Genomic DNA, 14095 nt, shown 5'->3' on the forward strand with positions numbered 1-14095 from the left:
ATTCAACATTCAAAAACAACACTTTTCGGCTTAAAACTTACAGCTGAAAGCTGTTTTACCTACTCCACCACAAAATCAAAATAGGTTGCGGGGTATGCTTGCGGTTTGTAAGTAAAATGCCACCATTCCATTGAATAAGGCGCAAAGCCGGCCTCAGTCATCAGGCTTTTTAATTTGTATCGATTGGCTTTTTGCTCTGCACTAATGCGTGGGTCGTCGGTGTTAGAAAGAGTGTCGAACATATCAAATGGTGAGCCCATATCGAGCTCTTTGCCTTTTGCATCAACTAACGTTAAATCAATCGTTGAACCACGGCTGTGACCCGATTTAGCAGCGATGTAATCACCAAGCAGTTTGTCTTTGCCTAAGTTTGGATAAAACTCAGCTTTAGTGCGGGTATCTTCTAAATCATTTACCCAACGCACAAAGTGATCAACAGCGCGCTGCGGGCGATAACAATCATATATTTTCAAGCTCAGGCCTTGGGTTTGCGCTGCTACTTGCACTTTTTTAAGGGCTGTAGCAGCACTGTTGTGCAATAAACATTTTGGCGCGTTGTAACCATCAACTGGTTTGCCAACAAAGTTGTGATGGCCAAAATAACGAATATCTAACACAGCATTAGGTAGCAAAGCACCAACATCCACAAATTCGCTACGTTTATCATCGCTTGAGTCTGCATAAACATTGCCTGTTAAAATAACAGCAATACTTAACAAGGAAATGGATTTAGGTAAACGAGTCAAAAAAGTGAATGCCATTTTGGTTTTCCATAAATAACTTAATAACATTCACTATTGCACATTAAATAACTTATTCCAAGATTGGAGACTCAGAAATAGTTGTGAAATCTTGGCCATAACTTGCATTAACTACAGAACGATTGCGGCCCGTTTTTTTAGCTTGATATAAGGCTTGGTCAGCGAGCTTAAGTACTTCATCAATGTTCAGTTGCTCAATCGGCCAACCAGATATACCAATAGATACATTAATGCAGCCAACAGGGTCAATGTAGCTTTCAGATATCCGCATCCGCAAGCGCTCTGCAAGCTGATACGCCCGTTTGACCTCAACTCTTGGCATGATCACAATAAATTCTTCTCCACCAGTACGAGCAACAACGTCGCTATCACGAGTTACATCTAACAAAATTTTAGCAAGCGACTGTAATACCACATCACCAATATCATGCCCAAACTCGTCGTTAACCCGCTTAAAGTGATCAATATCGATTGCCAAAACTGCAAACGGGCAGCGCTGTGCAATAAAATGACTTAACTGCGCATCAAAGCTTCTACGGTTGTGTAACCCTGTTAGTGAGTCTGTCTGTGCTTCTTGACGTAACAAACCAATTTTACTGTGTAATAAACCAACTCCCTTTAACATTGCTTTTCTAAGCTCATTACTTTCAAAATACCATGAGCGGATTAGCATTAACTCGCGTGTTGTGGTTGGCCTATCCAGCGTATTTGCGGTTTCAGCAAGTTGCCTCAATGGGCTCGCTATTTTTCTAGCTAATACCCAAATTAATATTAAAGTGATGACACCCACAGGCGCCGTTTTTATGAAGACTTGCCACATTAAATTATCAAGCGGTGCTAATGTGTCTTCAAGGGGTCGTTGTGCAATGACTCCCCAAGGAGCAACGGTTAAAGGAGCAAAGCCAGCCAACATTTCAACCCCTTTGCTATTACTTAATAGTTCAGTTCCGGCTTGCCCTTTCAAAACAGCCTTGATCACAGGGTTTTCAAAAACTTGCTCCCCTATCCTTTTTGTATCAGGGTGATAAAGCAAGCGATGATTCTCATCAACAACATATAAATATGAACCATCGCGATAATAGTGAACTTGTAAAAGCTGGTTTAGAATGCTTGTGCGCTTCAAATATAATGTACCGCCGACATAGCCAATGAATTCACCTTGCTTATCAAATAAAGGCTGAGAAATAAAAATCAGCAAATTTCCCGCCATCGAAATATACGGTTCGCTGATCATCGGGGTTCGATAAGAAAGCGCAGCTTTAGTCCCAAAACTATCAACTTTGCGATTTTTAAGTTTTAAGGATTGCGGTGATACCCCTAAGATATCACCTTGTTTATTAACAATAATGGTCGAGTTAAAACTGTTAGTTTGTAACCTCAATCGTTCTGCTTCAGCATTTATCAACCCTTGATTATTAAAGTCATTTTCAAGAATTTTACCTACATAAGCCAGTTGCTGCTGCGCCGCCAATAAAAAATTATCGGTAGCCGATACCAGTTTAGCTGCGTAAGCTTTGTGATTTTCAAGCGTTTTATCTATTAGTTGTTGCTTTTGAACTTGATAGCTCGAGTAATAACTGTTTAGAAAGGTGATTAGCGTTGCCGAAAACGCTAATAATAAAATTAAGCGGCGCAGATTTAAACCTGCCTTAAGACCATTAAGCACTGTAATTCTCACATCAAAGCCCAATGTCCATATCGGGTACATCTAATACATTTATACTAGCAATTTATCACTACAGCCTCTATAAAACTTTCGTCATAATTTGATTTAGCTCAATGATGATGCAATAAAATCAAAATTTATATTGACAAATAAACTTGCCCAAAAGGAATAATTTATTACAATAAAGAAAAAATATAGAAATTTTTCATGTTTAAACATAGTTCTGCGATCATCAATAAACTCCCTTCACACCGCCTGATGGCGTTAGATGTAATGCGCGGTTTGACTATTACCGCCATGATATTAGTGAATAACCCTGGCAGCTGGGGAGCGATGTATTGGCCTTTAAAGCATGCTGACTGGCATGGTTGGACACCTACCGATTTAATTTTTCCGTTTTTTATTTTTATTGTCGGCATGTCTATCACGCTATCAGTAAATAGCTTGCGTGCTAAAGGGATCAGTGATCAACACATACTAAAAGCAGGGGTTATTCGTACCATTAAACTCATTGCTCTCGGTTGGTTTTTAGCCTTGTTTTATTACAACTTTCGAGATCCTTCTTTTAGCTGGGTTGATGACAAGTTATTACAGCTGCGCGTGTTAGGTGTGCTGCAACGTATCGGTTTGGTCTATTTAGTAGCTCTGTGTTGTTATCTTTATTTATCACCTAAGAAAATAGCCATTACTTGCATCGCTCTTTTATTATTTTATGGTGCCGCCATGCTTTATATCCCGTATACCTTGCCAAACGGCGAGGTAGTGAGTGGTTTATGGTTACATGGCAATAACTTAAGTGCCTTCATAGACAATACCGTACTTGGTAGTCATCACCTGTATTATGCCAATGCTAAGCCACTGCCATTTGACCCTGAAGGACTGTTCTCAACACTGCCTGCCATTGCAAGTGCGCTAAGCGGCATATTGGCTGCGGTTTATTTAACTAAGCAACCCGACCTTAAAAAACAAGCCCGTACACTTATCTTACTGGGCACATTAGCCGTTATTGCTGGCTATGCGATTGCACTAATAACACCTATCAATAAAGCCTTATGGACGCCGAGCTATGTGCTACTCAGCTCAGGGCTTGCAGCGATTTTCTATGCACTGTGCAGTGCTATTTTAGATATTTATAAGCTGCGTAGTTGGGGCGCTCCGTTTATTGTATTTGGTGCGAATGCGATATTATTTTTTATGTTTGCGGGCGTGTTTGCACGGCTATTAATTATGATCCCGCTCGGCGATAGCAGTTTAAAAGGCAGTATTTATGGCTTAATACAATTAGTGATCAGTAATGATCACCTCGCTTCATTTAGCTTTTCACTGCTGTTTTTAATGGTGTCTTATGGTGTGATGTACGGCTGCTACCGCAAAGGCATTTTTTGGAAAGTGTAAGCTTTAAAAAATAGATGAGCCAGTCAGCAACTGGCTCATCAAATTAGCAATTAAGCCTGTTTTATTGCATGGCTTTGCTTATCGAGTAGATACAAAATTGACTGATAACTAATGCCACTGTGTTCAGTTAAACCAATTTCGCAACTACGGCTATTAGACACGCCGCGATTACAGTTCTTTGGTACCTGTTGTTTAAGGGTTTTTAACGCATTGCCATTGAGTTCTGGCAAGTTAAAGCCCTTATCACCTGCAAAACCACAACACTCAATATCAGCTGGAATAATCACCTCATTACTACATGCCTTGGCAAGTGATACTAGGCTTTGCTCTTTACCTAATCGCTTAGAACTACAAGTAACATGGAGCATCACCGGCTCTTGCACGGGGGTTACCTGCAAATTAGGCAGTAAATGTTGGGCTGCAAAATCAGCACTTTCATAAATTGTGAGTGCCGTATTTTGCGCGGTATTAAGAGTAGTAAGTGCACAAGGGCTGGCATCAAAAACAATGGGATATTGGCCATTATTTGAAAGCGCCTCGAGCTCAGTAAGTAACTGCTTACTTTTATTTTTAAACTCTTCATTAAAGCCTTTACTAGCAAATGGCATACCGCAACAAAGTGAATCTACTTGTTGCGGAAGTAGCACTTCATAGCCTGCTTTGGCAGCGAGTGAATAGATAACATCTAGCAGTGGGCGCTTATCATCCGCAAACTTATCGGGGGCAAAAATCCGGCTGGCGCAGCTTGGCATATACACCAACTTTTTCGTTTGTTGGAGCTGCTTGAATTGCTTATTAATTGGTTGCTCAGCTCTTGGCCATGCCGAGTAATAAAGCGGTGTACCAAGCAACTTATTGGCAGGCTTGCTTAGGCTTCTTAGGTTACTGCTGCCGATTGCTTTTTCGAGCACCTGCATCACAGTTAAACCAAACCGTGCACCCTTAGCAACAACCGCAAAATGCTTGCTAGCAAAACGTGATAATGATCGCGCAACTTTGTTCGATGAGGCTTGCTCTGCTCTGAGCGATTTTATAAATTCGCCCGTGTTTATTCCCACCGGGCATTTAAGGCCACAAAGGCCCGTTGCCGCGCATGAATCTATACCTAAGTATTTAAAGTCGGCCTCGATAACACTGAGCTTTTGATTTAACTTCTGCTTGCTTGCTAAATCTTCGGTTGTTAGCAATTGATTGTGTAACTCGGTGCGGTGTCGCCATAAAGTAATACGCTGCCTCGGTGTTAAGCTAAGCCCTTTTGACGGGCAAACAACTTCGCAAAAACCACATTCAATACAGGTATCGATAATATCATCACTTTTTGGCATGACTTTTAAATGCTGAGTGTGAGCATTTTTGTCGTGATTTATAATAACCCCAGGGTTAAGAATATTTTGTTTATCGAATAATGCTTTAAGCGCAACCATCACCGCAAAGCCATCGTCTCCCCATTCGGTGGCAACAAACGGTGCCATGTTACGCCCAGTACCATGCTCAGCTTTTAATGACCCTTTTAGTTCAACCGCCACTAAGTTCGCCACATCAGCCATAAATTGCTCGTATCGGCTTACTTGCTCTGGTGTATCGAAAGCTTGGGTGAATACAAAATGCAGATTTCCGGCAAGGGCATGCCCAAAAATAATGGCTTCATCATAACCATATTTGATAAATAATTGATGCAGCGCATTTACGCCCTCAGCTAATTTATCAAGAGCAAAGGCAACATCTTCAATAATCACAGTAGTGCCAGTTTCGCGCACTGCGCCAACAGCAGGAAAGGTGCCTTTGCGGATATTCCAAAGTGCCGCATTACGGGCGCTGTCTGCTGAAAACTCAATCGCTGCCAGTTGGCTTTGCTTAAACTCAGCAAGAAGTTGTTCGGTGACCTTAGTGAGCACATCGAGAGCCTGTGCATTTTCAGCTCTTAACTCAATTAACAGTGCCGCTGATTGCTCTGGGTAGCTGGCCACTTCTTTTGGCATTATGGCGTGTTCAGATACCGACATCAGGGCACGTTTATCTAGCAGCTCAACGGCCGCAACATCAACTTCACTCAGCCTTTGTACCAGCTCACACACCTTGCTGATATCGTCAAAAATAAAGAAACCTGTGTGTTTGTACTTATGCTCAACCACGGTGTGGTAAGTGATATCGGCGATAAAAGCTAAGGTGCCTTCAGAGCCGATAATTAAGTGCTTAATGATTTCGATTGGATCAGAAAAATCCAGCAGTGCATTTAAACCATAACCCGTGGTATTTTTTAAACGGTATTTATGGGCGATGCGCTCACTCAAATCGGGGTTTTGCTTTACCCTATCAACAAGGCTCATTAGCTCATCAACCCAAAGACTATGGCTTTGTAAAAAGGCATTACAGCTTTGGCTATCAGCCGTATCTAGCACAGTGCCATCGGCAAAAATGAGGGTCATATCTTTTACTGTGTGGTAGCTGTTTTGCGCCACCCCACAACACATACCCGATGAATTATTTGCCGCCATTCCGGCTATTTTGCAGCTATTAATTGAAGCGGGATCAGGGCCAATTTTTTTACCAAACGGGGCTAATACTTGATTTACTCGAGCACCAATGATCGACGGTTGTAAACGGATTGCCTCGGCGTCATCAATAATCTCAAACTTGCTCCAACTATCGCACAATAAAACTAATACCGAATCGGTAATTGCTTGCCCAGATAAACTCGTGCCAGCGGCGCGAAAAGTAATGGGAACCTGTTGCTCGTTGGCAGCAATGATCACTTGCCGTGCTTGATTTTGATTGCTCACTAATACAATTAATTCAGGGATTAATCGATAAAAGCTGGCGTCTGTCCCGTACGCATAACGGCGCGAGTAATCTTCTATTAATGCAGACTCTGGTAAAAAAGGTTTAATTTGCTGTTTAAATGCGTGCAATCGAGTAAAAGCCATCTCGCCCCCAGGCTTGTCATATTTACGCTGATGAATATGGAATATATTATTACTTTAAATTGTACTAAAAAGCGACCCATTAAATTGATAAATTATCAACTTGCCACGCTTTTCATCAGTATAAAGGTTTGGTTACTTAAGCTTGTTAGCCCTATTTAGTGATCTAACTTAGCTTTTTGCAGTCGGACTCAAAAACCGCTAGGGTAGCAAAAAAATACTGTATTTATATTTAAAAACCCATTAACATCAAGAATAATTTATTCTAAAAACTAAATAAGCGTTTTGCTTTGGAGCTTGCTGTGTTAAATAAGTTTGCACTATCGTCACTGGTTATCGGATTAGGATGTTTCATGCCATTACAATCATCATTTGCTGAGTCTGCATTAACTTTAAAACAACAGTTAGGGCAAAAGCTCATGCTTGACCTACGTTATTACTGCGAGCAAGACCCGGGTGAGCAAAAATGCCGTACACCGGTGACAGAGCTGCCGGCCGATTTAGCGAATATCATCACTAAACATAACATTGGTGGGGTGATCTTATTTGCAGAAAATATCGATACTGTGCCGCAAGTGATCAAACTTAATAATGACCTACAAAAAGCCGCTGCTAAGTCAGAGTTAGGCTTACCACTGTTTATTTCGATAGACCAAGAGGGCGGCCGAGTTGCCCGTATTCCTCGTGATGTAGGTACATCGTTTACCGGTAACATGTCGATTGGCGCGACCTATAAAGAACATGGTACCCACTTCGCGACTGAGTCTGCCCGCATTATTGCCGACGAGCTATTAGCACTGGGTGTTAATGTTAACTATGCACCCACGGTTGATGTAAACATGAACCCAGATAACCCCGTTATTAACGTGCGCTCTTACGGTGAAGATCCGCAATTGGTTGCAAAACTAGGTGGTGCCCAAGTAGCTGGGTTTGAAAACAACGGCGTTATTTCATCGTTAAAGCACTTTCCGGGGCATGGCGATACCAATGTAGATAGCCACACAGGTCTGCCAAAAGTAATGCATGATAAAGAAACCATTTGGCTGCAAGACTTACCACCTTTTAAAGAAATTATTAAAAACCAACAACCGGGTATGATCATGACTGCACATATCCAATACCCCGCCCTCGACGACAGCACGTTTGTCAGTAAAGAAGGCAAAACCATGATCAAGCCTGCAACGATGTCGCGCAAAATCATCACCGACTTATTACGTGACGAACTTGGTTATCAAGGTGTGGTGATCACAGATGCTCTTGATATGGCGGGGATCAGCCACTTTTTTGAACCAATTGAAGCGGTCGTAAATACCTTTGCAGCGGGTGTTGATATTGCTCTGATGCCAATCGAAATCAGAAGCCCTAAAGACTTAGCTGTGCTTGAAGCCCTGATTGAGCGATTAGAACAAGAAGTACAACGCGGCACGTTAAATGCCAACGAAATAAGTGCTTCTGCTACACGCATTTTAAAACTTAAAGAAAAGTTTAAGCTCACTTCGTTGCTTGATGACAAAGCAGCCATCAAAAAAGCGCAGCTTTTACTCGGTGATCAAAGCCATAGAAAAGTAGAAGCCGAATTAGCATTAGCTGCTATCACTGAAGTGAAAAACGAGAAAAACACCTTACCGCTTAGCATTAAATCGAACAGCAAAGTGCATATTATTATGCCAGATACCCGTAAATGCTATGCTCTGCAGCAGGCGTTAATTGACACCACCGATAAGTTAATCAGCTTTAGCTGCACAAGTTTGCAAGGTTATGAGCCGCTTGCAACATTAAAAGAAATTAACGAAGCGGATATAATCATTGCCGCCAATGCGTCACCAAAACAAAGTGCTGTTGAAGTCGGCGGGATGGATGACTTAGCTGACAACCCGGAGTTTGCAATTGCTAAAGCCGACCAATCTGCGGCATTAGAGTCATTGCTAAAACAAGCAAAATTAGCCCATAAGAAGACTATATTTGTAAGCTTACGTGCCCCTTACGATATTGCCCAATTCGGGAAATTTAGCGACGCTGTACTTGCTACTTATGCTTACAATATTGATGTAGATACTGATGAGAAAATTGCAGGGCCAGCTTTCACAGCACTGGCAAAAGTATTACTAGGAAAAGCTCCTGCAAAAGGACAGCTACCCGTTACTATTAATGATCTGAACTGAGTGTTATTGTAAAACTATCAGTTAAGCATTTGGTAAGGATCGGTATATGCAAAAAAATGCATCATTAACCACTCCCGCAGCTATACGAAAAATGGTTCGCGCAGGAGATTACAGTGGTAATACATCGGGCTTTGCACCGGGCTTTGTGCAGGCTAATTTAGTCATTTTACCCAAACAGTACGCGTTTGATTTTTTGCAGTTTAGTCAAGCAAACCCAAAATCGTGCCCAATTATTGCCTCTAGTCGCTTACCGGGCGTTGCCGATATGCCAAGTGTTGGTGAAGACATTGATATTCGTAGCGATTTACCTCGTTACCGCGTCTTCAAACATGGCCAAATGGTTGAAGAAGTAACCGATATTACCCGTCACTGGCGCGACGATTTAGTCACCTTTTTAATTGGTTGCTCGTTCTCATTTGAAGAAGCGCTGATTGCCGCAGGTCTTGAAATCAGAAACATCAGCGAGCAAAAGAATGTGCCTATGTATGTGACTAATATGGCGTGCCAGAGTGCGGGAATTTTCCACGCCAATATGGTTGTGAGTATGCGCCCGATGAAACCTGCCGATGCCATTCGTGCTATCCAAATTTGCAGCCGCTTTCCAAATGTACATGGTGCGCCAGTGCATTTTGGCGACCCTGCTGCAATTGGCATAAAAGATATTAACAAACCTGAGTTTGGCGATGCGGTGACCATTAAAGAAGGCGAAGTGCCCGTATTTTGGGCCTGTGGTGTTACTCCACAAGTCGCGATTGCCAACGCGGCTCCTGATTTTTGTATCACGCATAGTCCAGGACACATGCTGATCACTGATATTCCAAATAGTAAAATGGCAGCGTTATAAATGACGATGAAATTAAACTGCGACCTTGGCGAAAGCTTCGGTATGTGGAAAATGGGCTTAGACGAGCAAGTTATGCCACATATTGATATGGCAAACATTGCTTGTGGCTTTCATGCTGGCGATGCCGATGTGATGGCAAACACCCTAGCCCTAGCCAAGCAGCACAAAGTAATGGTTGGCGCGCACCCAAGTTACCCAGATAAGCAAGGTTTTGGTCGCCGCTCAATGGTTATGAGCGAAAAAGAGCTGACCAATTGCCTGCATTATCAAATTGCTGCAATTGACGGTATGGCTGCAGTGCATGGTTTAACGCTCGAATACGTTAAGCCACATGGCGCACTGTATAACGACATGATGAGTGACGAGCAAACGCTGAATATTGTCATGCGCGCAGTGGCAAGTTATGCAAAACCATTAAAATTAATGATTTTAGCTACCAACCAAGCTGCCAAACACAAAGTACAAGCCAACGATCTGCAACTAGAACTCATTTTAGAAGCGTTTGCCGACCGTCAATACACAGACGAAGGTAAGCTTGTTTCACGTTCTTTAGCGGGCAGTGTACACGACAAACAGGCGCTAATAGCGCAGGTTAAACAGTTAATTGAACATGGCACAGTTACAACGCGAAGTGGCCAGCAGCTGGCACTCAATGCCGACAGCCTATGTGTACACGGCGATAATGAAGCAGGTATTGCGCTCATTCAAGAGATCAAAGCACTATGTCAGCAAGCCTAAGCGACGCAGCGCTCAGCCAACACATTGAAACCATGATGGTTGAACAAAACCCACGTGGTATGCAGCATTTATACGCAAAACAACTAACGGGGACGTATTTACGCGCAGCAAAATACCTTTATAAAGCACAAGGTACTGTGTTGATAGGTACCGGCTTTGCGGTCAACAATACCTTCGAGACTGATGGTCCGGTTGGTGCAATTGCACTTTACAAGGTACTCGAAAAGCTTGGTAAACAGCCTATTTTGGTTACTGGCAACCCCCTTTACAGTGCCCTGAAAAATGACTTTAACTGTTTTGAGCTGCCAATTAATAGCATTGATAATGCGCACACTTTTAGCATTAAAGCCCTTGAGCAGCTAAAACCTGAGTGTGTTTTATCAATAGAACGCCCGGGGCTTAACGAGCATCAGCGTTATTATAATATGCGCGGTATTGATATTTCGGAGCATTGCGGCTGCTTTGATTTTTTTGTGACAGAAGCACCTTGCCCCACCATAGCGATTGGTGATGGCGGTAACGAAATAGGCATGGGTAACCTTGCACAGCATATGCAAGCGCTAAACATCACTCCTTGTTTAACAACCTGTGATGAGCTGTTACTCGCCGATGTATCTAACTGGGCAGCATACGGGCTCATTGCCTTTTTAAGTCGCTGGCATAACACTGATTTGTTGGCTGATATTGAGCCACTCAACATTTTACATTACCTAAGTGAGCGCGGTAGTGTCGATGGCGTCACCCATAAAAATGAGCTCACCGAAGACGGCCTGCATGCAATGCATGGTCAACAATTAATAACTCGGCTTCGCCAAATTGGCGGCTTTACGACAGAGAATGAGGTTTAACAATGGGCACGGTATACCTAAACGGTGAATACCTTGGCGCTGATGAAGCAAAGATTTCACCCATGGATCGCGGCTTCTTATTTGGCGATGGCATCTATGAAGTGATCCCATCATACCAAGGCAAAATGCTTGGCTTTGGCGCACATATTGAGCGTATGAATAACGGTTTAAACGAACTTGAAATTAAGCTCGATTACAGTGCCGATACGTGGCGTAAAATCTGTAATGATTTATGCGAGAAAAACCAAGGTGATAATCTAGGGATTTATTTGCACGTTAGCCGCGGCGCTGATACTAAACGAGCCCACGGTTACCCAACTAATATTACCCCGACCGTATTCGCGTTTGCTTTTGAAATTCCGGCAGAGCCAAAAGGCGATATCGACAATGCAACAACTTACACTGTATCGCTTGAGCAAGACCGTCGCTGGCAACGCTGCCATATAAAATCAACGGCACTGCTTGGCAACGTGATCCATTACCAGCACGGTGCAGCAGCGGGCAACAAAGAAACTATTCTATTTAACCGCTTAGAAGAAATTACCGAAGCTAGTTCAAGTAATGTGTTTATTGTTAAAGATGGTGTGATCAGTACGCCACCACTTGATAACCAAATTTTACCGGGGATCACCCGCTGGTTAATCCTCAATATTCTTCACAGTTATAGTAACTTTAAAGTGCAAGAGCGCATTATTAGTAAAGACGAGTTACTTGATGCCGACGAAGTATGGATCACTAGCGCCACTAAAGAAGTTGGCCCAGTTGTAAAAGTAAATGGCAAGTTAGTTGGCGATGGTAAGCCTGGTGCAGTTTGGCAACAAGTGCAAAGCTTGTTTACCAAGCATAAGTTTGATTACTAATTTAATCGGACTCAAAAACAAACGCCTACTGCAAGTAGGCGTTTTTGTTTTAGCTTTTATTTGCTTTATAAGGCCAAGCTTGCAATAGGCCGTCACTGGTTTCTGAATATAGCTGCTTACCATCGTAAGCCACACTCAGTACTGACGTTCGCTGGCGCTGTTGTTTAGCTTCGTACTCAGCGATTAGTTCACCATCTGCAACGCGATATAAACGCATCTTCATTTTTGGCGACCCAGTTAATAGCCATTTATCTCGATTAATAAATTGCGATGCGGTGAACTCAATAAAGTTAGAGTATGAAGCCACTTCTGATAACTCTTTTTTATTGGCTAAATCAAAGAATACACGATCATCAACCGAGTCAATTGCAAAGCCCAAGCTTGCTGTTTTATTTAAAGTAACGTGATTCACTCTAGTCGCTAAACGCTCTTCAAAGCGAGTGCTGCCATCACTTGTTGACCAAAGCTTAACGTACTTGTCGCTTGAGCCGGTAAACGCCCACTGCCCATCAGCCGATAACGCCACGCTATTAATATCTAAGCGATGAATATCAAAACGCTTAGTATCACCTGTGCGAGTATTTATTACCTCAGCCTTGCCGCTACGATAAGCGATAACCAAGGTATCGCCTACGGCTGAAATAGCGATGTCTCTTGCGATTTCTTGCCCGGTGAGCCAAGTACCAATACTACGCCCAGTGCGAGTATCGTATAAAGTCACCGATAATCGATTTGAAATGAAAAAACGAGATTTGTTAGCGCTAAAGCCCACAAGCTCAACATGTTCAGCGCCCTGCCCTGTTATACAATCGTATAGACGCGCTTTTAACTGATTATCCCAAACGCACACCTCAGATTGGGTTGCCACTAACGCGTGACTAGCATCCTCGGTTAGTGCCGTGGCACTTAGTAACTCATTGCCATGGGCAAACTCACTACTAGCAGGGGCAGTAAACACCTCACCTCCCCCACAGCCCAAAAGGCTCAGTGCAAATACACAGCACAGAGGTTTAAACAGTTTCGACGTCATGATTATTCTCAATTTTATAATTATTTTTGTATTGGCGCAGTGTAATGAAAATAAGCGGAAGTTGGTAGGGGAACTAGCTGTCAGCTTTCAGCCGTCAGCCATCAGTTTTTGTAGGCGTGAAATTTATTTCGCGCGAAGCGCTGGCAGTTGTGCGGTGCAGCGGCGCGCCATGCGAGCATGGCGCTTACTCGAAACGATTATTGGTCTGTTCTGCTCACGATTTCGTAGCCTTTGGCTTCATAATCATTGATGCATTTTTGAAATTTATTTTGAAGTTTTATTTCATCAAAAAAGCCTAGTGAGTATGCATCACACTTTACTTTCATATGTTCACTGTTTTCCAAAACCGCATTTAGTTTGAGCTCAGCAAAACCAAATTTATAGGCTAATTCTGTGAACTGTGAATACAGAACCAAAAGCAGTACAGCAAGAAGGGTAAGCGTTAGTGTATTTTTCATTTTTATTTCCTTTAAAAGTGTTGGTAAAAAGACTGGAGCAATTATCGAACCAACAATATAACCTCATATAAATCAATAAAATGGATTATTCACGCAAAAGCATAGTTGATATTTCCACCAATAAATAGTGAAAAAGACAACTATTTCCTAAAATAAATACAACCGTATTGTGATGTGTGTTTTTAAGGTGCGAAGTACGAGATTCGAGATGCGAAGTATGAGATTCGAGGTGCGAAATGCGAGGACCGAGATGTGAGGTAGGAGGTGCTTTAGCGCCGAACAACAACTTCCTAATCACAGCTTAAGATTACCCTACAATTTTCTTGTAGGCGTGAAATTTATTTCGCGCGAAGAGCCGGTAGGTATGCGATGTTACTGGCGTGCCATGTGAGCATAGCGCAAAGAAGAGTTA

At 42.6% G+C, this 14095-nt stretch carries 11 protein-coding genes; 6 read left to right on the top strand and 5 right to left on the bottom strand.

What is annotated here, in order from left to right; translation table 11 throughout:
- Positions 1-59: 59 nt before the first annotated feature.
- The gene (locus JIG37_RS05120) at positions 60-761 is read right to left on the bottom strand and encodes a M15 family metallopeptidase (protein ID WP_199528845.1); all 702 of its coding nucleotides are present in this window, start codon (positions 759-761) and stop codon (positions 60-62) included.
- A 52-nt stretch (positions 762-813) separates the two neighbouring features.
- Entirely contained in the window at positions 814-2439 is a 1626-nt protein-coding gene (locus tag JIG37_RS05125) for a sensor domain-containing diguanylate cyclase (protein ID WP_249364116.1), read from the bottom strand.
- A gap of 195 nt (positions 2440-2634) precedes the next feature.
- Here JIG37_RS05125 and JIG37_RS05130 point away from each other — a divergent pair, with 195 nt between their 5' ends.
- Positions 2635-3822 carry a heparan-alpha-glucosaminide N-acetyltransferase domain-containing protein gene (locus JIG37_RS05130; RefSeq protein WP_138619016.1) on the top strand — a complete coding sequence of 396 codons (1188 nt, stop codon included), beginning with the start codon at positions 2635-2637 and terminating at the stop codon, positions 3820-3822.
- A gap of 50 nt (positions 3823-3872) precedes the next feature.
- Here JIG37_RS05130 and JIG37_RS05135 read toward each other — a convergent pair whose 3' ends face one another.
- Positions 3873-6746 (bottom strand): FAD-binding and (Fe-S)-binding domain-containing protein, encoded by a 2874-nt coding sequence (locus tag JIG37_RS05135; protein WP_199528846.1) that lies wholly within the window; start codon positions 6744-6746, stop codon positions 3873-3875.
- A 350-nt stretch (positions 6747-7096) separates the two neighbouring features.
- Between JIG37_RS05135 and JIG37_RS05140 the strand changes: the two genes are divergently transcribed.
- From JIG37_RS05140 to JIG37_RS05160, 5 genes are read left to right on the top strand one after another with little or no spacing between them, the layout of a single operon-like run.
- On the top strand, positions 7097-8905 hold the full coding sequence (locus JIG37_RS05140) for a glycoside hydrolase family 3 protein (protein WP_199528847.1): 1809 nt from the start codon (positions 7097-7099) through the stop codon (positions 8903-8905).
- Between the two features lie 46 nt (positions 8906-8951).
- Positions 8952-9749 carry a putative hydro-lyase gene (locus tag JIG37_RS05145; protein WP_199528848.1) on the top strand — a complete coding sequence of 266 codons (798 nt, stop codon included), beginning with the start codon at positions 8952-8954 and terminating at the stop codon, positions 9747-9749.
- Between the two features lie 6 nt (positions 9750-9755).
- On the top strand, positions 9756-10487 hold the full coding sequence (locus JIG37_RS05150; protein ID WP_199528888.1) for a 5-oxoprolinase subunit PxpA: 732 nt from the start codon (positions 9756-9758) through the stop codon (positions 10485-10487).
- Positions 10472-11335: a glutamate cyclase domain-containing protein gene (locus JIG37_RS05155; RefSeq protein WP_199528849.1), complete on the top strand. Its 864-nt coding sequence runs from the start codon at positions 10472-10474 to the stop codon at positions 11333-11335. The genes JIG37_RS05150 and JIG37_RS05155 overlap by 16 nt, the downstream gene beginning before the upstream one ends.
- A gap of 2 nt (positions 11336-11337) precedes the next feature.
- The gene (locus tag JIG37_RS05160; protein WP_054553387.1) at positions 11338-12195 is read left to right on the top strand and encodes an aminotransferase class IV; all 858 of its coding nucleotides are present in this window, start codon (positions 11338-11340) and stop codon (positions 12193-12195) included.
- Positions 12196-12244: 49 nt separating this feature from the next.
- Here the strand turns inward: JIG37_RS05160 and JIG37_RS05165 are convergent, their stop codons facing one another.
- Together JIG37_RS05165 and JIG37_RS05170 are read right to left on the bottom strand one after the other, a co-directional pair.
- A complete protein-coding gene (locus tag JIG37_RS05165) occupies positions 12245-13225 on the bottom strand; it encodes a WD40 repeat domain-containing protein (protein WP_199528850.1) in 981 nt (326 codons plus the stop codon).
- Positions 13226-13422: 197 nt separating this feature from the next.
- Complete coding sequence (locus JIG37_RS05170; protein WP_138600123.1) at positions 13423-13683, bottom strand: hypothetical protein; 261 nt, start codon at positions 13681-13683, stop codon at positions 13423-13425.
- Between the last annotated feature and the right edge of the window lie 412 nt (positions 13684-14095).

The sequence above is a fragment of the Pseudoalteromonas sp. bablab_jr010 genome, assembly GCF_016464105.1.
GTDB classification, from domain to species: domain Bacteria; phylum Pseudomonadota; class Gammaproteobacteria; order Enterobacterales; family Alteromonadaceae; genus Pseudoalteromonas; species Pseudoalteromonas simplex.